General features: G+C 71.6%; 19 protein-coding genes. 3 read left to right on the top strand and 16 right to left on the bottom strand.

What is annotated here, in order from left to right; translation table 11 throughout:
• Positions 1-4 precede the first annotated feature (4 nt).
• The 4 genes from Dvina_RS08440 to Dvina_RS08425 form a co-directional block, all read right to left on the bottom strand.
• The gene (locus Dvina_RS08440; protein WP_223101850.1) at positions 5-1,306 is read right to left on the bottom strand and encodes a M50 family metallopeptidase; all 1,302 of its coding nucleotides are present in this window, start codon (positions 1,304-1,306) and stop codon (positions 5-7) included.
• The gene (gene dxr / locus Dvina_RS08435; protein WP_223105405.1) at positions 1,303-2,499 is read right to left on the bottom strand and encodes a 1-deoxy-D-xylulose-5-phosphate reductoisomerase; all 1,197 of its coding nucleotides are present in this window, start codon (positions 2,497-2,499) and stop codon (positions 1,303-1,305) included. Before dxr ends, Dvina_RS08440 begins: the two co-directional genes overlap by 4 nt.
• A gap of 1,759 nt (positions 2,500-4,258) precedes the next feature.
• The gene (gene aspS / locus Dvina_RS08430; RefSeq protein WP_223101849.1) at positions 4,259-5,488 is read right to left on the bottom strand and encodes an aspartate--tRNA(Asn) ligase; all 1,230 of its coding nucleotides are present in this window, start codon (positions 5,486-5,488) and stop codon (positions 4,259-4,261) included.
• A gap of 912 nt (positions 5,489-6,400) precedes the next feature.
• Positions 6,401-6,670 (bottom strand): DUF2631 domain-containing protein, encoded by a 270-nt coding sequence (locus tag Dvina_RS08425; protein WP_223101848.1) that lies wholly within the window; start codon positions 6,668-6,670, stop codon positions 6,401-6,403.
• Positions 6,671-6,797: 127 nt separating this feature from the next.
• Between Dvina_RS08425 and Dvina_RS08420 the strand changes: the two genes are divergently transcribed.
• Both Dvina_RS08420 and Dvina_RS08415 read left to right on the top strand, forming a co-directional pair.
• On the top strand, positions 6,798-8,549 hold the full coding sequence (locus Dvina_RS08420) for a Rieske 2Fe-2S domain-containing protein (protein ID WP_246656509.1): 1,752 nt from the start codon (positions 6,798-6,800) through the stop codon (positions 8,547-8,549).
• A gap of 3 nt (positions 8,550-8,552) precedes the next feature.
• A complete protein-coding gene (locus Dvina_RS08415) occupies positions 8,553-9,257 on the top strand; it encodes a DUF2786 domain-containing protein (RefSeq protein WP_246656102.1) in 705 nt (234 codons plus the stop codon).
• A gap of 1,098 nt (positions 9,258-10,355) precedes the next feature.
• Here Dvina_RS08415 and Dvina_RS08410 read toward each other — a convergent pair.
• From Dvina_RS08410 to Dvina_RS08370, 9 genes are all read right to left on the bottom strand, one after another.
• Complete coding sequence (locus Dvina_RS08410) at positions 10,356-11,330, bottom strand: YihY/virulence factor BrkB family protein (RefSeq protein ID WP_223101847.1); 975 nt, start codon at positions 11,328-11,330, stop codon at positions 10,356-10,358.
• Positions 11,331-11,705: 375 nt separating this feature from the next.
• Positions 11,706-13,139, bottom strand: a complete 1,434-nt coding sequence (locus tag Dvina_RS08405; protein ID WP_343217155.1) for a DivIVA domain-containing protein — start codon at positions 13,137-13,139, stop codon at positions 11,706-11,708.
• Complete coding sequence (gene rlmN / locus Dvina_RS08400; protein ID WP_223101846.1) at positions 13,136-14,326, bottom strand: dual-specificity RNA methyltransferase RlmN; 1,191 nt, start codon at positions 14,324-14,326, stop codon at positions 13,136-13,138. Before rlmN ends, Dvina_RS08405 begins: the two co-directional genes overlap by 4 nt.
• A gap of 81 nt (positions 14,327-14,407) precedes the next feature.
• Entirely contained in the window at positions 14,408-15,427 is a 1,020-nt protein-coding gene (locus tag Dvina_RS08395) for a phosphatidate cytidylyltransferase (protein WP_223101845.1), read from the bottom strand.
• Positions 15,427-15,984, bottom strand: coding sequence for a ribosome recycling factor (gene frr, locus Dvina_RS08390; RefSeq protein ID WP_223101844.1), 558 nt, complete (start codon positions 15,982-15,984; stop codon positions 15,427-15,429). The genes Dvina_RS08395 and frr overlap by 1 nt, the downstream gene beginning before the upstream one ends.
• Positions 15,981-16,772, bottom strand: coding sequence for a UMP kinase (gene pyrH / locus Dvina_RS08385; protein WP_223101843.1), 792 nt, complete (start codon positions 16,770-16,772; stop codon positions 15,981-15,983). The genes frr and pyrH overlap by 4 nt, the downstream gene beginning before the upstream one ends.
• A gap of 89 nt (positions 16,773-16,861) precedes the next feature.
• On the bottom strand, positions 16,862-17,689 hold the full coding sequence (gene tsf / locus Dvina_RS08380) for a translation elongation factor Ts (protein ID WP_223101842.1): 828 nt from the start codon (positions 17,687-17,689) through the stop codon (positions 16,862-16,864).
• A 21-nt stretch (positions 17,690-17,710) separates the two neighbouring features.
• The gene (gene rpsB, locus Dvina_RS08375) at positions 17,711-18,616 is read right to left on the bottom strand and encodes a 30S ribosomal protein S2 (RefSeq protein WP_223101841.1); all 906 of its coding nucleotides are present in this window, start codon (positions 18,614-18,616) and stop codon (positions 17,711-17,713) included.
• A gap of 488 nt (positions 18,617-19,104) precedes the next feature.
• Complete coding sequence (locus tag Dvina_RS08370) at positions 19,105-20,322, bottom strand: hypothetical protein (RefSeq protein WP_223101840.1); 1,218 nt, start codon at positions 20,320-20,322, stop codon at positions 19,105-19,107.
• Between the two features lie 207 nt (positions 20,323-20,529).
• On the opposite strand from Dvina_RS08370, the gene Dvina_RS08365 reads away from it, so the two are divergent.
• Positions 20,530-21,672 (top strand): pyridoxal phosphate-dependent aminotransferase, encoded by a 1,143-nt coding sequence (locus Dvina_RS08365; RefSeq protein WP_246656507.1) that lies wholly within the window; start codon positions 20,530-20,532, stop codon positions 21,670-21,672.
• Between the two features lie 5 nt (positions 21,673-21,677).
• On the opposite strand, the gene dprA is transcribed toward Dvina_RS08365, so the two are convergent.
• Genes dprA through Dvina_RS08350 form a run of 3 tightly spaced genes read right to left on the bottom strand, consistent with a single transcriptional unit; the run spans position 21,678 to position 24,747 of the window.
• Entirely contained in the window at positions 21,678-22,886 is a 1,209-nt protein-coding gene (gene dprA, locus Dvina_RS08360; RefSeq protein ID WP_246656101.1) for a DNA-processing protein DprA, read from the bottom strand.
• Positions 22,883-24,397 (bottom strand): YifB family Mg chelatase-like AAA ATPase, encoded by a 1,515-nt coding sequence (locus Dvina_RS08355; protein ID WP_223101838.1) that lies wholly within the window; start codon positions 24,395-24,397, stop codon positions 22,883-22,885. Before Dvina_RS08355 ends, dprA begins: the two co-directional genes overlap by 4 nt.
• Positions 24,397-24,747: a YraN family protein gene (locus Dvina_RS08350; protein WP_223101837.1), complete on the bottom strand. Its 351-nt coding sequence runs from the start codon at positions 24,745-24,747 to the stop codon at positions 24,397-24,399. Before Dvina_RS08350 ends, Dvina_RS08355 begins: the two co-directional genes overlap by 1 nt.
• Positions 24,748-24,809 lie beyond the last annotated feature (62 nt).

Genomic DNA, 24,809 nt, shown 5'->3' with positions numbered 1-24,809 from the left:
ACCCTTACTTCAATGTGATCGGGTTGACGAAGTCGGCCGTCACCGTCAGCAGGACGAAGAAGCCGAGGATGCCGATCACGCCGAGCGTGAGCGGCGCCAGCTTGTAGTAGTCGACGCGGCCGGGGTCGGGCTTGCCGCGCAGTGACGCGATCCACGAGCGGACCTTCTCGAACCAGATGATCGCGATGTGCCCGCCGTCCATGGGCAGCAGCGGGAACAGGTTGAAGATCCCGAAGAACAGGTTCAGCGTGGCGAACAGCGACAGCAGCGAGGCCCAGTCGCCGAGCTCGAACAGCTCGCCGCCGATCCGGCTGGCGCCGACGACGCTGACCGGCGTGTTGGGGTCGCGCTTCTCGCCGAAGATGGCCTTGAACAGGTTCGGGATGCGCTCGGGGATCTGCTTGAACGACTCGAACGTGCGGTCGACGAGCGTGGCGGTGGCCGACGCGGTCTGACCGACGCCGTCGACCGCGCCGTAGCGCAGGGTCGGCAGGTCACTGGAGCGGATGTCGACGGTGATGCCGAGCATGCCCCCGCGCTCGAGGTCGTCCGGGGTGATCTGGTCGGCCGTCTTGCTGGGGTCGATCGTCGACTTGACCCGCTGGGCCTCGGGGATCTGGGCGGTGCCGGTGAGGGTCTGCTCGCCCCGCTTGTACTGCACCGTCACGCTCTTGCCGACGTCGGCCTTGAGCTCGTCGCGCAGCGCCTGGTTGCCGCCGATGGACTTGCCGTCGATGGCCAGGATGATGTCACCGGGCCGCAGCCCCAGCTGGGAGGCCGGGCTCTTCGGATCGGTGTTCGGGTCGCACGCCTTCTGGCTCTTCGTCGACGGGTCGTACTGGTACGTCGGGCTCACGCACTGGCTGATCGTCCCGACCCGCACCGGCACCTGGTTGGCCTTGCTCCCGTCCGGGATGCCGACGAACGAGAACAGGATCCACAGGGTGATCAGGGCGAGCGCGAAGTGGGTGATCGAGCCCGCGGCCATGACGATCGTGCGCTTCCAGACCGGGTATCGCCACATGGCCTTCGGGTCGTCGGCCCCCGACTTGCCGGTCTCGGGGTCGATGTCCTCCTCCTGCGGCGTCATCCCGACGATCTTGACGAAGGCGCCGAACGGGAGCGCCTTGAGCCCGTACTCGACCCCGTTGCGCTTCCACGCGAAGATCGTCGGCCCGAAGCCGATGAAGTAGCGGGTGGCCTTCATACCGAACCAGCGAGCGGACCAGAAGTGGCCGGCCTCGTGAATCGCGACGGCGATCAGGATGCCGAGCGCGAATACGACGATTCCCACTACGAAGGTCATTCGGTCCCTTCCCGGTCGGCGCCCGCGGCGATCAGCGCACGGGCGTGGGCCCGCGCCCAGGACTCGGCGGCGAGCACGTCCTCGACGGTACCTGGTTCCGCGAAATCCGGAGCCTCCGCCAGGGTCCGCTCGAGCGTCTCGACGATGCCCAGGAAAGGAAGGTCACCCGCTGTGAACGCGGCCACACACTCCTCGTTTGCCGCATTGAAGATCGCGGGCCGGCACCGCCCGGCCTCACCGGCCGCCTTGGCCAGCGCGACCGCGGGAAACGCCTGCTCGTCGAGGGGCTTGAGCTCCCACGTGTGTGCCTGCGTCCAGTCCACCCCGGGCGCGGCGTCGGCGACCCGGTCGGGCCACCCGAGCGCGAGAGCGATCGGGATCCGCATGTCGGGCGGGCTGCACTGGGCGAGCGTTGAGCCGTCAGCGAACTCGACCATGGAGTGGATCACCGACTGCGGGTGGACCATGACCTTGATGTCGGCGTACGCCACCCCGAACAGCTCGTGCGCCTCGATCACCTCGAGCCCCTTGTTCACCAGGGTCGCGGTATTGATCGTGACGACGGGCCCCATGTCCCAGGTCGGGTGGGCGAGCGCGTCCGCGACGGTGACATCCTTGAGCTGCTCCCGGCTCCGGCCGCGGAAAGCCCCTCCGGAGGCGGTCAGGACAAGCCTTTTCACTGCTGCTCTGGTACCGCCCAGCAGGCATTGCGCGAGCGCGGAGTGCTCGGAGTCCACCGGCACGATCTGCCCGGGCCGGGCGGCGGCGCGCACGAGCGGACCGCCCGCGACAAGCGACTCCTTGTTGGCAAGCGCGAGGGTGCGCCCGGCGTGCAGCGCGGCGAGCGTGGGCGCGAGCCCGAGCGAGCCGACGACACCGTTGAGCACCGTGTCGCACGGCCACTGCGCGAGCTCGGTCATCGCGTCGGGCCCGGCCAGGATCTTGGGCAGCTTGAAGTCACCGGTCGCCCAGCCGCGGCGCTGCGCCTCGGCGTAGAAGGCCAGCTGCAGGTCCTGGGCGACACTGGCCCGAGCAACGCCGACCGCCTCGACGCCGAGCTCGAGGGCCTGCGCAGCGAGCAGCGCGACATTGCCGCCACCGGCACCGATCGCCACGACGCGGAACCTGTCCGGATTGCGCCGCACGATGTCGATGGCTTGCGTCCCGATGGAACCGGTCGAGCCCAGCAGCACGATCTCGCGGGGGGTCACTCCCCCATTGTGTCAGGCCGCCCCGGAGCGCGTCCGAAGCCCGCACACCTCCCGCGGCAAACGTTCACTATCGGTACACCGAAATGTATGTCCTAAGTGGATCTACCCGCGAATGCGGCCGACGTTTCCCCCCGCCGGCCGCATCCCCTCAGGGCCTTTCCTGCTCCCGCCGGACGTCCCTCAACAGCGGTCTGAGCTCGGCCTTTGTGTCACACGCGGCGCGTGCCCCCACTTGCTAGCGCGGTGAATCCCAGATCCCGTCCCCGTTCGTACGCATGTATTAATTATAGATCATCTCTTGATCACCGGCAATCGATTTACGCCTCCGCCCGGCCCCGAACAACGGCCCCTCAAGCAGCGCCACGCACCGACCGGACCGACCTCGGCCCGACCGCGATCCTCGGCTTCGACGAACGCCGCGCCCGGAGAGGCGACGGGCACGCAGAAGCCGAGCTCAGAGGCGACAGCCACGGAGACGACAGGGCACGGAGGCGACAGGCACAGAGACGCCCGCTTGACCCGCCACAGACGGGCGTCGCCGCGATCTCGGCATTGGACAGCCCGGTCGCGATGAAGCTGGACCGCCCAGGCCAACGAGGGCTCCTCCCGCCGACCGACGCCCCTCTCCGACCAGACCCGGTGACGCCGCCAACGCACGCGCCACGCACGGACGTGCCACGCACGGACGCGCCGGACCCATGCTCCGACCAGGTTCGAAGGGCACCACGCACGGACGCACCGGCCCACGGACGCAGCACGCACGAACGCGCCGCCCATGCCCGCACCGCCACCGATACACCGCGCGGAGGCACCGCCACGGATGCACCACGCACAGACGCACTACGCGCGGACGCACCCGCCGCTAGCCACCACTGTCAGAGCCACCACGCCCGGACGCGCCCGACGCATACCCCAGCCAAGCCTTAAGCGCCACGCGCGGACGCGCCGACCCATGCCCCGGCCAGGCCCGAAGGGCACCGCGGGCGGACGCGCCGACCGGCCTACTCCCCTCGCGGCGAGCTCCAAGGGCACCACGCGGGAAGGTCACGGCCGGCGCGCCGCGAGGGACAGTGCCGCCCGACGCACACCTCCCAGCCGGGCGCGAAGGCACCACGCGCGGACGCGCCCGCCCGACCCACGACCTCGCGGCGAGCCTCCGGGCGCACGCTCGGAGGCGTGACGCTCGGAGGCGTGACGCGCGAGGCGTGACGCTCGGACGCGTGACGCGCGAGGCGTGACGCTCGGAGGCGCGAACGCGCCCGACCGACCCCGCACTGGTAGCGATCCCCAGGGCACCGCGCTCGGAGGCGTGACGCGCGGACGCGCCCAGTCGATCCACGTCCCTGTGGCGAGCCCCAAGGGCATCACGCGCGGACGCGTGACGGGCGGACGTGTCGCGCGGACGCGTGACGCGTCGCGTGACGGCATTACGCGCGGACGCGTGGGGTGCGGAGGCGTGGGGTACGGACGCGTCCGATCGATCTACGTTCCCGTGGCGAGCCCCCGAGCATCACGCGCGGAGGCATCGCGCGCGGAGGCGTGGGGTGCGGACACGTCCGACCGATCCATGTCCCCGCGGCGAGCCCCCGAGCATCACGCGCGGAGGCATCGCGCGCGGAGGCGTGGGGTGCGGACACGTCCGACCGATCCATGTCCCCGCGGCGAGCCCCCGAGCATCACGCGCGGAGGCATCGCGCGCGGAGGCGTGACGCTCGGACGCGTCCGAGCGCTGGCTCCGGAGCTACGGCGCCAGACGGTGCAGGTCGCGCGGGAACAGGGTCGTCTCGCGTACGTTGGCTGCCCCCGTGAGCCGGGCAAGGAATCGCTCCAGCCCGATCGCGAACCCCCCGTGCGGCGGCATCCCGTGGCGGAACGCCTCCAGATACCCCTCCAGCCCCGCTGCGTCGCGTCCGAGCGCCGTGACGTAGTCGGCGTATCGGTGGCGTCGCTGCCCGCCGGTCACCAGCTCCATACCGCGAAACAGCAGGTCGAACGAGTTGGACCAGCGCGGGTCCGACGGCTGCGGGTGCGTGTAGAAGGGCCGTTTGGCCATCGGGTAGCCCTCGACGTACACGAAGTCCGACCCGTGCTCCTCCAGCGCCCACGCGCCCAGAGCCCGCTCGTGCTCGGGCGCGAGGTCGGGCTCGCCCGGGTCGGCCTCGCAGAGTTCGAGGGCTTCGCTGAAGTGCAAAACCGGAAAAACCGGCGGCATTTGTACTCCGCTGAGCCCGGTCGCCCCCACCATCGCCCGAATGACGCGGGTCAGGACCTCCATCACGTCGCGATGGTCGCGGATGAACCCGAGTTCGGCGTCGAGCGACGTGTACGTGGCGAGATGACGCGACGTGTCGTGCGGTTCGGCCCGGAACACGGGCCCGACCTCGTAGACGCGCTCGAACACCCCGACCATCGTCTGCTTGTAGAACTGCGGCGACTGTGCCAGGTACGCCGGCCGCCCGAAGTAGTCGAGCGCGAACACGTTCGCCCCGCTCTCGGTGGCGCTCCCGACGATCTTCGGCGTGAAGACCTCGGTGAACCCGAGCCCGTCCAGGGTGGCGCGGAACGCCGCCACCGCTGCCGCGCCCGCGCGGAACACGGCCTGGCGGCTCGGGTGCCGGAGGCTGACCGCGGCGTGGTCGAGCAGCGCCGGCAGCCCGGCCTCCAGCTCGGGCCGGAACAGCTCGACCGGCGGCGCCTCGGCCTCGGCCAGCACCTCGATCGCCGTGTACGCGACCTCGAACCCGCCCGGCGCCGCCGAGTTGGCCACGACGGTCCCGGTGACCTCGATCACCGACTCCTCCGGCGGGACGGCGACTCCGGCCGGCACCACGACCTGGGCCAGCCCCGCGCGGTCGCGCAAGATGAGAAACGTGACCCGCGCGAGGACGCGGCGCCGATGGACCCATCCGGCCAGCCTGATCTCGGCTCCGGAGTGCTCGGCGAGGTCGGATGACAGCACGCGGTACGACATGAAACACCTCCTGGGAAGTGACGCTCCCCGGAGGTGTGGGCGATGGGGCCGGTCGCGGTGCCACCACACCTTCGCCGCGACGAGCGTGTCGCGGCCTCTCGCCCGTGCACGCCGGGCCACGCGACGAAGCGCTCAGCCCTCACGCCCCGCCGGGCCGGGAGCACTGCCGACACGATCCGGCGCTCCCCCGCCACGGCCGTGGACAGGCACTGCGGCGGTCGTCACCCGCCCGCTTCGCACCTTCAAGTGTGGCCGCCCAGCGAGACCAACGCCACGCAAATATCCACCACACGCAGAGGCGCCACCCGATCGCGCATGCGTGACGTGGACGTGGCACGCGAACGCGCGGATGCGGCATGCAGGCGCGATGCGCCGCCGCGTGGGTATGGCGCGGTCACCGGGGCACGGCGCGGTCGCGGAGCAGAACCCCGCCGCCCCGGCACGGCGCGGTCGCGGAGCAGAACGCCGCCGCCCCGGCACGGCGCTGTCACCCGGATACGACGCGGTCGCGGAGCAGGACGCGGTCGCGGAGCAGGACGCGGTCGCGGAGCAGGACGCGGTCGCGGAGCAGGACGCGGTCGCGGAGCAGGACGCGGTCGCGGAGCAGGACGCGGTCGCGGAGCAGGACGCGGTCGCGGAGCAGGACGCGGTCGCGGAGCAGGACGCGGTCGCGGAGCAGGACGCGGTCGCGGAGCAGGACGCGGTCGCGGAGCAGGACGCGGTCGCGGAGCAGGACGCGGTCGCGGAGCAGGACGCGGTCGCGGAGCAGGACGCGGTCGCGGAGCAGGACGCGGTCGCGGAGCAGGACGCGGTCGCGGAGCAGGACGCGGTCGCGGAGCAGAGCGCGGTCGCGGAGCAGAGCAGCGGCCTCGGAGGCGGCTGCGGCGGGCTGGGCGGCGCGGCCGGCCGGGGTCAGCGCAGGCCGTTGCGGCGCAGGACCCAGTCGCCGACGAGGGCCAGGACCAGCAGGCCGGCGCAGACGATCAGGAAAATGTCCTCGACGTGGCCGTGGTGGTTGCCCACGAGCATCGTCAGCAGGAACACGGCGGAGACGGCGGCGCCGATGCGGGCGGCCCGCGGGTGACCCGGCTTGTGCTGGTCGGGGGAGGTCACTGGCTCGTGCTCGGACACGGGTCGTCCTTTCCGCAAAACGGCGTGAAGCTTCTGCGCAAAGTCTGGCATGCGGCACCGGCCCGGACGGTTGCGGGTCGGTCGGGTAGCGTCGGGCGCGCAGTGTTGCGGTACTGATCGAGATGTTGCGGTACTGATCGAGTTTGCGGTTCTGATCGAGGAGGACAGAGCGGTGCGGATCACCGGGACCGGCCACGCCAGTCTGCGCATCGACACGCCGGCCGGGAGCATTCTGTGTGACCCCTGGGTCAACCCGGCGTACTTCGCCTCGTGGTTCCCGTTTCCGGACAACTCGCTGCTCGACTGGGAAGTCCTCGGCGACTGCGACTACCTGTACGTCTCCCACCTGCACCGCGACCACTTCGACGCCGAGCACCTCAAGCGGTTCGTGTCGAAGAGCGCGACGGTGCTGCTCCCCGACTTCCCGACCAGCGAGATGCGCGACGAGCTGGAGGCGCTCGGGTTCACGCGGTTCCTGGAGACGAAGACCGAGCAGGTGCACGAGCTCGACGGCGGCCTGAAGATCATGATTCAGGCTTTGACTTCGCCCACCGATGGGCCTATCGGGGATTCGTCGCTCTGGGTCGAGTACGACGGAATCCGGATCTTGAATCAAAATGACGCCCGTCCGACCGATCTGACGACGTTCCACGCGCTCGGTCACGTGCATGCGCACCTGCTGCAGTTCTCGGGCGCCATCTGGTATCCGATGGTGTACGAGCTGCCGGAGGCGGCCAAGCGGGCGTTCGGCAAGCAGAAGCGCGATCGGCAGTTCGACCGCACGTTCCGCTACATCGACGACCTCAAGGCGTCGAACGTCATCCCGGTCGCCGGCCCACCGTGCTTCCTCGACGACGAGCTGTGGCAGTTCAACGACATCTTCGGCGACGAGGGCAACATCTTCCCGGACCAGTGGGTGTTCCAGCAGGAGTACGCGAAGGTCGGCGGCACCAACTCGACGGTGCTGCTGCCCGGCTCGGTGATGGAGCTCACCGCCGACTCGGCCGTCACCACGCACCCCACGGACGTCGAGGAGTTCTTCGCGCACAAGCGCGAGCACCTCGAGGAGATGCGCGAGCGCAAGCGCCCCGTGATCGACGCGGCCAAGGCGACCTGGCGCCACCCCGAGATCGACGTGCTCAAGGAGATGAAGCGCCGCATCGAGCCGCTGCTCGACGAGTCGGTGTACCTCGCGAAGGGCGTCGGCGGCCCGGTGCGCTTCGACCTCGTCGGCTACGACGGCGAGTCGGTCGAGTCGATCGTTGTCGACTTCCCGGGCAAGCAGGTCCGCACGTACGCCGACGAGAAGGTCCGCTACCGCTTCCGTACCGAGCGCGCCCTCGTCGAGCACCTCCTGTTCATCGAGGAGGTCGACTGGGTCAACTCCCTGTTCCTGTCGTGCCGCTTCAAGGCCACGCGCATCGGGCAGTACAACGAGTTCGTCTACGCCTTCTTCAAGTGCCTCTCCGAGGAGCGGCTGCAGTACGCGGAGGGCTGGTACGCCGAGCAGAAGCCCGACGCCGAGGACGTCAAACTGGGCGACTGGATCGTCCAGCGCCGCTGCCCCCATCTGAAGGCCGACCTCACCCGCTTCGGCATCGTGGACGGCAACACCCTGACGTGCCAGCTGCACGGCTGGAAGTTCGACCTGCCCAGCGGCCGCTGCCTGACGAGCGTGGGCCACGAACTCCGCTCCCGCCCGGCCGGGACCCCTCCACCGGCGGCCGCCGGGTCCGACCCGTCGGGGACGCCCGCGGGCGCGGCGGTTGCCACTCCTGGGGCCGTCATCACCGCCGAGGTCGGCGCCGCCGAGGCCGGTGCCACTGCGGCGGGCGGCGCTCATGCGGGCGGTACCGGCGCCGGTATGGCTGGTTCGTCGGCCTCTGGTGCGGCCGGGGCGCCGCCCGGTAGCGCGACCGTGAGCGAGTAGCGGTTGCTCGACAAGGTCCGCAAACTCCTGGCCAAGGCGGAGGACCCGGCCTGCACCCCGGAGGAGGCCGAGGCGCTCACCGCCAAGGCCGCAATGCTCATCGCGAAGTACGGCATCGACCAGGCCCTGATCGACGCGCGCACGGAGCGGAACCAGGCGGTCGGCAACCGGCTCGTGGAGCTGACCGCCCCGTACCTGCGGGAGAAGGCGTACCTGCTGCACGTGGTGGCCGCCGCGCTCCGCTGCCGCTCGATCCGCCTGGAACGCCGTACCACCGACGGCCTGCGCGTCTCGGTCCATCTGTTCGGCTTCGAGTCCGACGTGGCCGGGGTGGAGCTGCTCTTCGCATCGCTCCTGGTCCAGGCCGCCCGGGGCCTGCTGCGCGAATCGATCCCACCCGGCCAGCAGCCCGCCGCGTGGCGCCGCTCGTGGCTGATCGGCTTCGGCTCAGCGGTCCAGCAACGCTTCGCCGCCGCCACGGCTCAGGCTGAAGATCCGCCGCCGCCCGGCACCGCCCTGGTCCTGGCCGACCGGGAACGCGCGGTGGATCTGGCCGTGGAAGCCGAGTACCCGAACGTCCAGGCCGGCCGCCGGCGTCGCCTGACCGGCGGTGGCTTCGAAGCCGGCAACACCGCTGGTCACCGGGCTGACCTGGGTGCAGTCCGGGTTGAGACCCGCCTCAGAGCCCAGGTAACCGGCCGGCCCTGAAGCCCTACCTCCCTCTCCACACACCTTCCGTAACGCCTGCCCGCGCATCCGAGCGCTCGGGTCACGCCGCGCATCCGAGCACCCCAGGGCGCGCCACGCGTCCGAGCATGCAGGCTGCGCCGCGCGTCCGAGCGCTCGGGTCGCGCCGCGCGTCCGAGCGCCCCAGGGCGCGCCACGCGTCCGAGCGTGCAGGCTGCGCCGCGCATCCGAGCGTGCAGGCCGCGTCACGCATCCGCGCGCCCGGGCCGCGCCACGCATCTGAGCACCCCGGGCCGCGCCGCGCGTCCGAGCGTGCGGACCACCCGCGCGTCCGAGCGTGCGGACCCTCCACGCGTCCGAGCGCCCGGGCCACGTCGACGCCTCCGAGCGTGCGGACCATGCACGCGTCCGAGCGTCTGAACCACATCGACGCCTCCGAGCGCCCGGGCCGTCTCCGCGCCCGCGCCTCCCGGCCGCGCCCACGTTTCCGAGCGTCCAGACCGCCCACGCGTCCGAGGGTCCGAGGGTCCGAGCCATGCTCACGCCTCCGCGCGCCCGGATTGCGCACGCGTCCGAGCGCCGAGCCGCACGTCGGATGCCGGGAATAGATCACGGATCACCGTGCCACCCCGCACGCTGGCGCATCCGCGCGTTTGGGCGAGGGGAGGCATGCACGGTCGGGCGGTGGAACGCGTGCGCTGCCGTGCCTGGGGTGGCTTGACGCGTCCGCGCGGGCGGGCGGTGGGATGCGCCTGCACGAGAAGTCGCGGGTCGATGGGACGCGTCCGCGCCTCTTGGATCGGCGAGGGTGAGGTGGAACGCGCGGACACGGTGGGTCGCGCGGGCGGGGCGGGTCTCGGACGGGGTGGTGTGCGCGGACGCGGTTGTGCGCGCGGACGCGGTGGGGCGCGCGGGCGGGGCGGGTCTCGGACGGGGTGGTGCGCACGGACGCGGTTGTGCGCGCGGACGCGGCGGGGCGCGCGGACGCGGCGGGGCGCGCGGGCGGGGCGGGTCTCGGACGGGGTGGTGCGCACGGACGCGGTTGTGCGCGCGGGCGGGGTGGTGCACGCGGACGCGGTGGTGCGCGCAAACGCGGGAGTGCGCGCGGACGCGGTGTAGTCAGCGGTCGGCGGGGACTGGGGGCGCCCAGGTGTCGGGTTTGATCGGGCCGGGGACGCCTACGCGGTAGGCCTCCAGTTGGGCGCTGAAGGCGATGCCCAGGAACAGCACGATGCCCGTCGCGTTCGCCCACAGCAGCAGCGCCATGATGCCGGTCAGGGCGCCGTAGGTGGCGCCGAATGCGCCGCTGCCCTGGACGTACAGGGCCAGGAGGGCGCTGATGCCCCACCACAGGGCCGTGGACAGGGCGGCGCCGAAGAGCAGCCACGAGAACGCCGGTTGGCGACGGCGGGGGGCGAAGCGGAAGATCGCGGCTACCGCGGTCACGACCAGCAGGATGCTGGCCGGCCAGCGCGCCACCGTCCAGATCGATTCGACGGTGTCGCCCCAGCCGGGGTACCGCGTCCGCACGGACGCGCCCATGGCGTCGCCGGCCACCAGCATCAGGAAGCCGGTCAGGGCCGGGATGCCCGCGACAGCGGCCAGGATGGCGGCGCGGGCGTACTTCAGGTGAGCCGGACGGTCGCGCTCGACGCCGTAGATGCGGTTGGCGCCCCGTTCGATCTGGGCCATCGCGGTGGCGAGCGCCAGCAGGCCCGTGATCAGGCCCAGGGCCAACGCCAGCTCGCCCGCGTCCTCGCCGCGGTCGCCGGGTGCCAGGAGATCGTGGACGACCTGCTCGCTGGCGCCCGGGGTGAGGGCGAGCACGGTGTCGGCCACGACGTCGCCGCCCTCTTTGACGCCGAGCTTGCCGGCCAGGCCGGACAGGGCGATGAGGAACGGCACGATGGCCAGGCATAGCTGCAGTCCGAGCGCCCGCGCGTGGCTGAAGCCGTCGCCGTAGCGGAAGCGCAGGAACGCCTCCCGCACCAACGTCCAACCCCCGTGGTGCCGCAACGCCTGCCACGCGTCGTCGGCCGAGAGCTCGTCCCGGGACATGGAGCTGGTCTCCGGCACCTGCCTGGTACTACTCACTCAGCCGGAAATTCCCGATGCGCCGAAATCACAAACCCGTCCGGCCGCTTCGGCGTACGCGGGTACTCGGCAGGGGGTCCAGAGGGGGCGGGAGCCCCCTTACCCGGGGCGGGAGCGAAGCGGCCTCGGAATCCTCAGGCTCTGGCTCTTCATGCTTTTCGGCGGTTGCACGCGGTCGCTCGTCGCCGTATCGGATTTGTACCTCGGCAGGCGGTATGTCGATTCGGCGAGGTTTCGCGCATTCTGCCGTACCTAGGGGGTGACGCTCGGTAGCGGCTTGGCGGGCGCGAGGAAGTGTCATGTTTTGCACTGTGCGACAACGAAGGGCGCGTCCGGACCGGCCGGGCGCGCCCTTTCGTGGGTGGCGTCGAGGTGTCAGCGGCGCCTGGTGATGATGTCGCGGACCTCTTTCAGGGCGGCGTCGACCTCGGCCTCGAAGTAGCCGCCCGGGACCAGGTTGAAGTGCGACGGGTCCAGGTCGCCGTCGGTCAGCGGGCCACCGCGGCCGGTGAGCGAGCCCATGACGCCCTCGAACAGGCGGTCGACCTGGGCGCGGTCGTAGCCGCTGCCGAACCGGCGCAGCTGGAAGGTGCGGCGCAGCTGATCGATGCGGGCGACCTCGGTCGACTGGTGCGGCGCGGACGGGGCGCCGGCGCCGTAGGGGTCGCCGCTGGGAGCGCCGTACGGGTCGCGGTCCGGCGGGGCGCCGTACGGGTCGCGCTCGGGCGGGGCACCGTACGGATCGCCGCGGTCGGGGCCGCGGTCCGGGGCGCCGTACGCGGGAGGCTCGGGGCGCTCCATGCGAATCTCGGCGGTCATGTCGGCCGGCTGGCGACGCGGGCCGGGTCCGGGGCCCTGGTCGTAGCCGCGATCGTCGTCGAAGGCGCCACCGTAGGTCGGCTCGTCGTAGCGGCCGTAGCCGGGGCCGCCACCGGGGCCACCCGGACCGCCCATGCCCGGAGGCGGGCCGGCCGGGGGCTGGATCGGGCGCGTGGGCAGCGGGGCACCGGGCGGCGGCGGGGCGGGGCGCTCCATGGTGCGGTCGACCGGGCGGTCCATGCCCATGGTGCGGTCCACGGGACGGTCCATGCCCATCGTGCGGTCGGCTGGGCGGTCCATCGGCGGGGGGCCCATGCGGTCCATGCCGCCAGGGCCACCGGGACCACCAGGGCGGTCCATGCCACCGGTGCGGTCGATGCCGCCCGTCCGGTCGATGCCGCCCGTCCGGTCGATGCCACCCGTCCGGTCGATGCCACCCGTGCGGTCCATGCCGCCGGGCGGGCCCATGCGGTCCGGGCCGGGCGGGGGGCCCATGCGGTCGGGGCCGGGACCCATGCGGTCCGCGCCCGGAGGCGGGCCCATGCGGTCCGGCGGCGGTGCCATGCCGACGCGGTCGGGCATGCGCTGCGGCTCCATGCGGTCCATGCCGCCGGGCGGGCCCATGCGGTCCGGGCCCGGGCCCATCCGGTCGGGGCCGGGGCCCATGCGGTCGGGCGCCATGCGGTCGGGGGCCATGCGCAGTTCGCCGCTGCGGGAGTCGAGGGCGCGGCCGAAGTTGCCGCCGCTGCCGCGCTCCTCCAGCTCGGCCAGCTGGCGCTCCACGCGGTCGAGGTGCAGGTCGACCTGCCATTCGTCGTATCCGCCGAAGCGGACGCGGAAGACCACGTCGTGGACCTCCTGCGCGCTGACGGGAGCGCCCATGGAGTCTCCGGAGAGGGTTGCCTCCACCCGGTCGAGGAACGAGTCGACCTCGTCGACCTTGTATCCCCGCCGCATCGCACGGCGCCGGAACCGCTGACCCTGACTCACTGTGTCTCCTCGTTCGCTCGCCGTGCTAGCAAGCCGTCCTCACGCTCTCCCACCATGCCACCTCCGGAGGCGGCAAGCTGCCCGCAGGCACCGTCAATCTCCCGACCCCGGGTATCACGCACCGTAGTGGGTACACCGGCGGCCCGCAGGCGCCGGACGAACTCCCGCTCGACCGGTTTGGGGCTGGCATCCCATTTGCTGCCCGGTGTCGGATTGAGCGGGATGAGATTGACATGCGCCAGACGGCCGGACAAGAGCCGGCCGAGCAGATCCGCCCGCCACGGATGGTCGTTCACATCCCGGATCATTGCGTACTCAATGGACACGCGCCGACCGGTGCGAGCCGCATACTCGAACGCGGCATCAAGCACTTCGGCGACCTTCCAGCGTTGGTTGACCGGTACAAGCGTGTCGCGCAGATCATCATCGGGCGCGTGCAGCGACAGCGCAAGCGTCACCGACAGCCCCTCCTGCGTCAACCGGCGCATGGCCGGGACCAGCCCCACGGTCGACACGGTGATGTGCCGCTGGGACAGTCCCAGGCCCTCGGGGGCCGGGTCGGTGAGCCGGCGGACTGCCGCAATGACACGGTTGTAGTTCGCCAGCGGCTCGCCCATGCCCATGAACACGACACGGGAGAGCCGGTCCGGGCAGCCGGGCAGCGCGCCGCGGGCGGCCAGGCCCGCGAACCACACGACCTGATCGACGATCTCCGCCGTGGACAGGTTGCGGGTCAGGCCCGCCTGTCCGGTGGCGCAGAACGGGCACGCCATGCCGCACCCGGCCTGGCTGGAGACACAGACCGTGACGCGGTCGGGGTACCCCATCAGGACGCTCTCGACGAGCGAACCGTCGTGCAGGCGCCACAGCGTCTTGCGGGTGGTGCCGTTGTCGGTGGCGAGCTCCCGCACGGGGTTGAGCAGGCGCGGCAGCAACGCGCCGGTGATCGCCTCCCGGGTGCGGGCCGGCAGGTCGGTCATCTCCTGCGGATCGCGGACCAGCCGGCCGAAGTAGTGCGCGGAGATCTGCTGCGCGCGGAAGGCGGGCTCGCCGAGTTCGGCGACCGCGGCCCGGCGCGCCGCGAGATCGAGATCCGCGAGGTGGCGCGGAGGCAGGGCGGCACGGCGGCCGTCGGGAGTGGTCCCGGCCGCGGTGGAGGACAGATTCAGTACGGGCAGCTGCGTCATGACGTTTCCAGTGTCCCATGCCGGGCCGCACGATCCCCAAGACCGCTGCCCAGCACGGCCGGGCGACTGGCGGTGGCCGTTTCACCTGCTCCAGGGGACGAGGAAGGCCAGGACGGCGTACGCGGTGGGCAGCGCCAGGAGCACGGAGTCCAGCCGGTCCATCAGGCCGCCGTGGCCCGGGAGCAGATTGCTCATGTCCTTCACGCCGAGATCCCGCTTGATCAGCGACTCGCCGAGATCGCCGAGAACTGAGGCGATCGACACAGCCACGCCGAAGATCGCGCCGTGCCACCAGACGGCGTCGTCGAGCAGCAGGGGCAGGGCGACGGCGCTGCCGACCCCGGTCCAGAAGACGGAGCCGGCGAAGCCCTCCCACGACTTGGCCGGGCTGACGGAGGGCGCCATCGGGTGCTTACCGAGAAAGACCCCCGTTGCGTACCCACCCGTGTCCGACAACACCACCGCGAGAATCGTCACCAGGACCCGGACCGCACCGTCGTGGGCCGGATACGCGAGGAGGGCGGCGAAGGAGCCGAGGAAGGGCACGTACACGGCGATGAGGGCGGCGGCGGTGACGTCGCGCTGGTAGTGGGCGACGCCGTCGGCGAAGCGCCAGACGAAGACCAGCAGCAGGGTGGCCAGCAGGCCCAGCGGCAGCCGTTCGGCGCCTCCGAACCAGGCCAGGCACACCATGAGCGGAGCGCCGACGAGCAGCGGGACGAGCGGAGGGCGCGCCTTTTGTACCGCGACCGCGCGCACCATCTCCCAGACGGCCACGGACACGGCCCCGATGACCAGGCCGAGGAACAGCCACTTCCAGACGAACAGGGAGAACAGGACGACCCCGCCCATGCCGGCGCCGACACCGATCGCGGCGGGCAGGTTGCGGCCGGCGCGGCTCTTGCGCTTCGCGGGCTCGGGGTTGGGGTCGGGGGTGGTGGGGCCGGCACTCGGTGCTGAAGGGTCGAGCGACTCGGGTGCAGGGGGCGCGGAGCCCTCCGCCTGTGGCTCTTCCGCATGCGGCGGGGGCGCGGCTTCTTCCTGCCGCGCCCGCACCGACGACGGACCGGGGACCTTCGGAGCCCTGGGGGTGTGGGCCATCAGACCTCGAGTAGCTCGGCTTCCTTGTGCTTGAGCAGCTCGTCGACGAGCGCGACGTGCTTGTGCGTCACGTCCTCGAGCTCCTTCTCGGCGCGGCGCACCTCGTCCTCGCCGGCCTCGCCGTCCTTGACGATCCGGTCGAGCTCCTCCTTGGCCTTGCGGCGCACGTTGCGGATCGCGACGCGGGAGTCCTCGGCCTTGTTGCGGGCGACCTTGATCATGTCGCGGCGCCGCTCCTCCGTCATCTGAGGGAGCAGGATGCGGATCTGGGTGCCCTCGTTGTTGGGGTTCACGCCCAGGTCGGAGTCGCGGATGGCCCGCTCCATGGCGCCGAGCTGCCCGGCGTCGTAGGGCTTGATGATCGCCATGCGCGGCTCGGGGATCGCGATCGAGGACATCTGCGGCAGCGGGGTCGGCGTGCCGTAGTAGTCGACCATCACCTTGCCGAACATCGCCGGAGTGGCGCGGCCGGTCCGAATGACCGCGAACTCCTCCTTGGCGTGCTCGATCGCACGCTCCATCTTCTCTTCGGCCTCGAAGAGCGTCTCTTCGATCACGGGGTCTGTCCTCCTCGATCCGAAACTGGCTCGGCGGTGATGAGCGTGCCGATCCTCTCACCAATCAACGCGCGGGCGACGTTGTCCTCCCCCTCGGCGCCGAAGACCAGCATCGGCAGCGCGTTTTCCTGGCAGAGGCTGAACGCCGTCTGGTCCACCACCCGCAGGCCCTGCAGCAGCGCCTCGGCGAACGTGAGGTGGTCCAGCTTGCGGGCGGTCGGATCGGTGCGCGGGTCGGCGGTGTACACGCCGTCGACGCCGTTCTTGCTCATGAGCACGGTGTGCGCGTGGATCTCCAGCGCGCGCTGGGCCGCGACCGTGTCGGTGGAGAAGTACGGCAGGCCGGCGCCGGCGCCGAAGATGACGACGCGGCCCTTCTCCAGGTGGCGGATCGCCCGCCGGGGGATGTAGGGCTCGGCGACCTGGGCCATCGTGATCGCGCTCTGCACGCGCGTCTCGATGCCCTCCTTCTCCACGAAGTCCTGCAGGGCCAGGCTGTTCATGACGGTGCCCAGCATGCCCATGTAGTCCGCGCGGGAGCGGTCCATCCCGGCCCGGGAGAGCTCCGCGCCGCGGAAGAAGTTGCCGCCGCCGACGACGACGGCGACCTGGACGCCGCGGCGGACCACCGTGGCGATCTGGCGCGCCATGCCGCGCACCACGTTGGGGTCGACGCCGACGGCGCCGCCACCGAACACCTCACCGGAGAGCTTCAGCACGACACGCCGCACCCCGATCGGGGCCGGGGTCAGGGACTGCCTGGCCGCTTCCACGGCGGTGTTCGTCATGTGGGCACCCTTCTGTCTTCTTGTGGAAAGGGGGTCACGGTCTCCATTCAGTCGACCGTGACCCCCTCACTATTGCTCTTGTACCGCGGTCAGGCCTGGCCGACCTCGAAGCGCACGAAGCGCGTGACGTCGATGCCGGCTTCTTCCAGCACCTTCTTGACCGTCTTCTTGTTGTCGCTCACCGACGGCTGCTCGATCAGGACGAAGTCCTTGTAGAACGCGCCGACCCGGCCCTCGATGATCTTCGGCAGGGCCTGCTCGGGCTTGCCCTCCTCGCGGGCCGTCTCCTCGGCGATGCGCCGCTCCGACTCGACGACGTCGGCGGGAACCTCGTCGCGGGTCAGGTACTTCGGCCGCATCGCGGCGATCTGCATCGCCACACCGCGGGCGTCGGCGAGCGCCGCCTCGTCGTCCTTGCCGGTGAACTCGACCGCGACGCCGACCTGCGGCGGGAGGTCGGGGCTCTTGCGGTGCATGTAGACGGCGACCGGCTCCTTGAGCACCGCGATGCGGTTGATCACGAGCTTCTCGCCGATCCGGGCCGACTCGGCCTGGATCAGGTCGGCGACGGTGCTGTCACCGAGCTTGGAGGCCAGCAGCGCCTCGACGTCGCCCGGCTTGGTCGCGTCGACGTGGGCCGCCAGCTTCTGGCCCAGCTCGACGAACGCCTCGTTCTTGGCGACGAAGTCGGTCTCGCAGTTGATCTCGACCAGGCCCGAGCCGGAGTGCGCGACGAGGCCGTTCGCGGTGGTACGCCCGGCGCGCTTGCCGACGTCCTTCGCGCCCTTGATGCGCAGCAGCTCGACGGCCTTGTCGAAGTCGCCCTCGGCCTCATCGAGCGCCTTCTTGCAGTCCATCATGCCGGAACCGGTCAGTTCGCGGAGCCGCTTGACGTCCGCGGCGGTGAAGTTGGACATGACTCTCTCTCGCTCTGTGGGTTACGCCTGGGTGGTCTCTTCGACGGCCGCAGCCGGGGTCTCAGCCGGAGTCTCGGCCGGCGTCTCGGCCTGAGCCGGCGCGGGCGCGGCGGCCGGAGCGGCTGCGGCGGCCGGAGCGGCGTTGGCCCCGCCCTCGAGCAGCTCGCGCTCCCACTCGGCGAGCGGCTCGCCGCCGGCCACGACGCCCTGCTCGGGCTTCTGGTCGCCGCGGGTGGCCCGCCCGGAGCGCGCGATGAGGCCGTCGGCGACCGCGTCGGCGACCACGCGGGTCAGCAGCGCCGCGGAGCGGATGGCGTCGTCGTTGCCCGGGATCGGGAAGTCGACCTCGTCCGGGTCACAGTTCGTGTCGAGCACGGCGATGACCGGGATGCCCAGCTTGCGCGCCTCGTCGACCGCGATGTGCTCCTTCTTGGTGTCGATGACCCAGATCGCCGACGGGAGCTTCTGCATGTCGCGCAGGCCGCCCAGGGTCCGGCTGAGCTTGATCTGCTCGCGGGACAGCTGGAGGGTCTCCTTCTTGGTGTACCCCTGCGCGGTGCCGGTGAGGTCGAGGCTCTCCAGCTCCTTCATACGCTGCAGCCGCTTGTACACCGTCTGGAAGTTGGTGAGCATGCCGCCCAGCCAGCGGTGGTTGACGTACGGCTGGCCCACGCGCGTCGCCTGCTCGGCGATCGCCTCCTGGGCCTGCTTCTTGGTGCCGACGAACAGCACGGAGCCGCCCTCGGCGACAGTCGTGCGGATGTACGCGTACGCCTTCTCGATGTAGTCGAGCGTCTGGCGCAGGTCGATGATGTAGATGCCGTTGCGCTCGGTGAAGATGAAGCGCTTCATCTTCGGGTTCCAGCGGCGGGTCTGGTGACCGAAGTGGACGCCGCTCTCGAGCAGCTGACGCATGGACACGGACATGTTCTGGTGGACCCCTCCTGGTTGAACACGACGAGCCGGGCGGCCCGTCGTCCTGGCGCCCGGTCGTCGGCCGTCTCACCCTTTGCACACGCGGTGGTGCACCGCGTGTTCACTTGGGACCAGGGCGGCCGCCGCCCCTTGCAGCTCGCCCGGCGCGATAGATATGCGGCGGGCTTGGGAGGGCGCGCGAGGTCGACCGCACGTGTGCGGTCGCCGGTGGAAAGTGTACGCGCAGGGCCCGGGCTCCTACGAATGCCCCCACTGACGTGTAGTTCGCCCGGGTTTGTCGGCTTTGCCATGCGCTGTGGTGCCGCGTTGCTCGCGCAGTGCATTGGTGGTGGATTTCGGCTGCGCACACATCGGCGGACGCGTTTCGACGGTTTGCGTACCCCTCTGCCGCCGGCCGCCGGTCGCTCGCGCTCGTGTCCAGCGCGTCGCCCGCGACCGGCCACGCCGTGCCGGGGCCGCCGGTTGTACGCCGAGTCCCCCTACGCGGCGAGACCGGCCGCCATGAACAGCAGCAGCGCGATGGGCAGGTAGGCGAGCGGGGTCCGCAGCCAGGGCCGGATGCCGGGCGAGGCCGCCGCCGCTCCCCCGATCAGCCCGTACAGGCCGAGCGCGAACATCGGCAGCGCCGGAATCATGAACATCCCGGCCAGTGTGCCGCTCGCGGGAATGTCCTTGGCCGTCATCGCCTCGAAGAACAGCCGCAGCACCGGTACCTCGAACAGCGCCGTCAGCAGCCCGAGGGCGATGGCGAGCCCGGGCCGCTTGCTCCGGTACACGGCACCGCCCGGGTCCTCGCCCACCCCGAACTGCAGCCGCGGCTGCTGCTGGGGCGGCGGCACGGCGGCGGTGAGCGCTGTCGGTGCGGCGAACGCGCTGGTCCCCGGCGCGGCCCCCATACCGGCCGGGCCGCCCGACACCGGCCCCGACGGGGTGACGGTCGGCAGCCCCTGGATCGGCGACCCGGAAGTGGTGAGACCGGGGATCGGCGCTCCGGTTGCGAGCCCGCCACTCGAGAAGCCACCGGTCGCGGGCCCGCTTGTCGGGACGCCGCTCGTAGGAATGCCGCTGGTGGGAGCACCGCTTGTCGGCAGACCGCCGGCCACGACGCCGCCGGTCACAGGCCCGCCGGCCGGAAAGCCGCCGGTCACCGGCCCGCCGGCCGGGAACCCACCGGTCGCAGGAGCGCCGGCCGGGAAGCCGCTTGTCGGGTAGCTGCCGGCCGTGCCGCTGCCGCCCGGCGCCGGCCGCTGCAGTGCGCTGCGGTCGATCGCCTCGGACCGCCGGGATCGCCCGGTGTACTCCCCCGAGAACTCGCCCGAGTCTCCGGCCCGCTGCGGACCACGCCCGGCGCCCGCCCCGAACGCCGAGGAGGCGCTGAACTGCCCGCTGGGGCTGTCGCCGTAGCTCAGGCCGTCGGCACCGTAGCCGCGCCCGGCGCCCCGCGGGTCCGGAACCCGGTAGCCACCGTCGTCGGGCTCCCGCTCGTCCGCATACCGCGTCGGCGTGTACCCGCGGTCGTCGCCGTATCCGCGCTCCGACTCGTTGCGCCCGCGCGAACCCCGCTCGCCACGCCCGTGGTCGTCGCCGCCCCGGTCGTCTCGGCGGTCGTCGTACCCGCGGTCGTCGTAGCCACGGTCCTCCGGGTACCAGCGGGAATCCGCATCCGGGTCCGGGGAGAAGTTCCGGCGTCCATCCACGGTCCGTCACGCTAGGCCCTCCGCAAGATCCCCGCCACCCGGCAGCGATGTCCTCCATCGGCGCCGACCTCTACCGTGTCGGGCTTCCGACCGGTTTCGGTCAGCCGGCCGTTCGCACCGGCGCCCCGGACCGCGCGGGCTCGTCGCCCCGGCCGGTCGCATACTCGGTGGGTGACTGACGCCACGCGTGATCCGCTCATCGCCCGCATGCGCCCGTTCGGCACGACGATCTTCGCGGAGATGTCGGCCCTGGCCGTGCGCACCGGCTCCGTCAACCTCGGGCAGGGCTTCCCCGACACCGACGGCCCGGCCGCGATGCTCGACGCGGCCGCCGCAGCCATCCACGGGGGCCGCAACCAGTACCCGCCGGGCCCGGGCATCCCCGAGCTGCGCGCCGCGATCTCGGCGCACCAGCGCGCGTTCTGGGGCCTCGACTACGACCCGGACGGCGAGATCCTCGTGACCGCCGGCGCGACCGAGGCGATCGCGGCGAGCATCCTGGCCCTGTGCGAGCCCGGCGACGAGGTCGTCTGCTTCGAGCCCTACTACGACTCGTACGCCGCCTCGATCGCGCTCGCCGGCGCCGTCCGCCGCCCCGTGACACTGCGGGCCGCCGAGGGCCGCTACGCCTTCGACCCCGCCGAGCTGCGCGCCGCGTTCGGGCCGCGGACCCGGCTGGTGCTGCTGAACTCCCCGCACAACCCGACCGGCAAGGTCTTCACCGCGGCCGAGCTCGCCCAGATCGCGCAGCTGTGCGTCGAGTACGACGTGCTCGCCGTCACCGACGAGGTCTACGAGCACCTGGTGTTCAGCGACGCGACCGCCCCGCACGTCCCGCTCGCCGGGCTCCCGGGCATGCGCGATCGGACCGTGCAGATCTCCTCGGCCGGCAAGACGTTCTCGTGTACCGGCTGGAAGATCGGCTGGGTCTGCAGCACCCGCCCGCTCGTCTCGGCGGTGACGCGGGTGAAGCAGTTCCTGACGTACGTCAACGCCGGCCCGCTCCAGCCCGCCATAGCCGTGGCCCTGGAGTCGCCGCCGTCCTACTACCAGGAGTTCCGCGACGACCTGCAGCGCAAGCGCGACCAACTGTGCAAAGGACTGACAGAAGCCGGCTTCTCGGTACTGCAGCCCGAAGGTACCTACTTCGTCACCGCCGACATCACTCCTCTGGGCGGCACCGACGGTGTCGACTTCTGCCTGGCCCTGCCGGAGCGCTGCGGCGTCGTGGCGGTCCCGACGCAGGTCTTCTACGACGACGTCGACGCCGGCCGCCGGCTCATCCGGTTCGCGTTCTGCAAGCGCGACGAGGTCCTCGACGAGGCGGTGGCCCGGCTGCAGCGGCTCTGAACCGTTCATCTCCCCTCCTCCGCGCTGATCGCGGCCTTGGGCGTGCTGCTGAGCCGATACCCGTCGGCCGTCGACACGACGAACCCGAGCTCCACCAGCAGCGGCAGGTTGCGCCGGGCGTCGCGCCCGCTGACCCCGGCCACGGCGGCGATGTACTCCGCCGTCGCGGCCTTGCGCGGCCGGACCGCGTCGAGGATGCGCGCCTGCAGCGAGTCGAGCACGTCCTCGGGCCGCAAACCGCCCACGATCGGCTCCGCCAGCTCACCGATGCTGCCGATCTCCTCGACGATCTCCTCGACCCGGGTCACCAGCGTGGTCCCCGGCTCTCGCAGCTCCATGTGGCACCCGATCGACATCGCCGAGTTGATCGGCCCGGGCACGACCATCGTCTTGCGTCCGAGCAGCCGGGCGTACCCGAGCGTGCTGCGCGCCCCGCTGCGTGACCCGGCCTCGACGATCACCGTGCCAAGCGTCGCCGCGGCGATGACCCGGTTGCGGGTGAGGAACCGCGTCTTGTGCGGCTCCGTGCCCGGCGGCCACTCCGTGACCAGCAGGCCCTCGGTGGCGATCTGCTCGATCACCCCCGCGTTCGCCGCCGGGTAGGACTTGTCGATCCCGCACGCCATCACCGCGACCGTCGGCCCGCCCCCGGCCAACGCCCCCCGGTGCGCCGTCACGTCCACCCCGAGCGCCGCCCCGGACACGACTGTGAACCCCTCCTCCGCGAGCCCGTACCCGAACTCGGAGGCGACGTACGCCCCGTACCCCGTGACCGCCCGCGCCCCCACCACCGACACGGACCGCTCGAGCGTCTCCGCGAACCGCAGCGGCCCGCGCAGCCAGACGCAGAGCGGCGGATCGGTGTCCCGCCGCAGCGCGCTACCGGTCCGGCTGGCCTTGACCAGGTCATCGAGCGCCGGCGGCCACTCGTCGTCGGCCGCGGTGATGATCCGCGCCCCGATGTGCTCCGCCCGCTCGGCCATCCGCTGCGCAAGCTGAGTGCCGACGTCCTGACTTTTACGCACCCCGGCCAAGTACAGCCGCGCCCGCGCCGCACCAGCCAGCGCCACCGATATGCCGCGCTCCTGCACCAGGCACTCCAGCGCCTCCACCGGCCCGACGGTCCGCACCAGCTGACCCAGCTCCCGGCAGCCGGGCTCGACAAGCACCGCGAGCGCCATCCGCGCCTTCTGCTCCTCGCTCAGCTTCTTCACCGGGCAGTCCTCGATCGCAGCTCAAGTGCCTCACGCACATCCCCCACGTCCGGCCGCTCCCGCCCTTCGAGGTCCGCGACGGTCCAGGCCACCCGTATCGCCCGATCGAATCCACGCGCCGACAGCCGGCCGCGGTCCATCGCGTCGGTCAGCGGTCGCACGACCGGTCGCGGGAGCCGGAACCGGTGATGTCGCAGCAGCGTGCCGGGAACCTCGCCGTTCGACGCAGCGTGAGGCCCCCACCGCTCGATCGCCGCCGCACGAGCCCTCAGCACGCGACCGGCGACCACTGCCGTCGGCTCGACCGGCTCGGTCGCGACCAGCGCCGCCGATCTCACCGGGTCCAGGTCCACCTGCAGATCCACCCGGTCCATCAACGGTCCGGACAGCCGCGCCTGATATCGCCGCCGCACGATCGACGGGCACTCGCACATGTGTTTGCCGCCCGGCTTCGCGCACGGGCACGGATTGGCCGCGAGGACGAGCTGGGTGCGGGCGGGGTAAACGGTCTCGCCCTGAGCCCGCCGCAGCCTGACCTCGCCCTCTTCCAGCGGCTGCCGCAGCGCCTCCAGGGCACCGCTGGCGAACTCCGCGCACTCGTCGAGGAAGAGCACGCCGTTGTGGGCCAGGCTGATCGCGCCCGGCTTCGCCAGTCCGCTACCCCCGCCCACCAGGGACGCAACCGAGGCCGTGTGGTGCGGCGCCTGGAGCGGCGCGCGCCGGATCAGTCCGCTGCCGGGCATCAGGGCACCGGCCACCGAGTGCAGTGCGGTCACCTCGATCGCCTCCTGATCATTGAGTGGTGGCAGCACGCCGGGCAGACGGGCCGCGAGCATGGTCTTGCCGGCGCCGGGCGGCCCGAACATCGCAACGTGATGACGCCCCGCGGCAGCGAGTTCGATAGCGCGACGGCCACGCTCCTGACCGAGCACGTCCGCGAGATCGAGCGCGGGGGCCTGCGGCGGCAGCGGCTCCGCGACCGGGTCCAGAAGATTCTCGGTCTCGTGCAGGTAACCGATGATCCGCCCGAGACTGTCGGTGGCCCGGACATCGATGTCGGGCACGAGGCGCGCCTCGCTGATATTCCCTAAGGGCACCAGCGCGAATCGATACCCCGCCCGGCTCGCCGCCAATACTGCCGGCAGCACACCGCGCACCGGGCGGACGGTGCCGTCGAGGCCGAGCTCGCCCAGGATGACGGTGTTCATGAGGCGAGCAATGGGCAGGTCCGCGCCGGCCGCGAGGACGGCGATCGCAACGGCGGCGTCGAAGCCGGAGCCGTGCTTACGCACATGCGCCGGCAGCAGGTTGACGGTGATGCGCGCCTGTGGCCAGTGGGCGCCGGAGTTGTGGACCGCCGCGCGGACACGGTCGCGGGCCTCGCTCAGGGCCGCGTCGGGCAGGCCGGAGACGACCAGGCTGGGCAGGCCGGGTGCGACGTCGGCCTCGACGACGATGACCTCGCCGGCCACGCCATGGAGGGCTACGGAACGGACCTTCGCGTAGCCCATCAGAACGCCCCGCGCAGGTGCCGCAGCGACGTAGTGCGGCCGACGAGCACGCTTATCACGTCGAACCGCACGTGCTTGTAATGCACCTCGTTGGCGGCCAGCCACATCCGGGCGAGCCGGCGGATCCGGCGGACCTTGGCCGGCACCAGCGCCTCGACGGGGTCGCCGAACCGCACGCTGCTGCGGGTCTTCACCTCGACGAACACCAGGTCGGCGCCGTCACGGGCGATCACGTCGAGCTCGCCCGACCGGTTGCGCCAGTTGCGATCGATCAGGACAAGGCCCTGTCCCACGAGATATCGGCAGGCGACGCATTCGCCGAAGCCGCCCAGGAGCTGTTTGCGGTTCATGCGAGCGACTGTGGCCGAATTCGACGATCAATGCGGGACGGCAAAGCCCGTTCTGTGGATAA

Source organism: Dactylosporangium vinaceum, assembly GCF_019904175.1.
In the GTDB taxonomy this organism is placed as follows: domain Bacteria; phylum Actinomycetota; class Actinomycetes; order Mycobacteriales; family Micromonosporaceae; genus Dactylosporangium; species Dactylosporangium vinaceum.
This window is presented reverse-complemented; position numbering and strand designations above follow the sequence as displayed.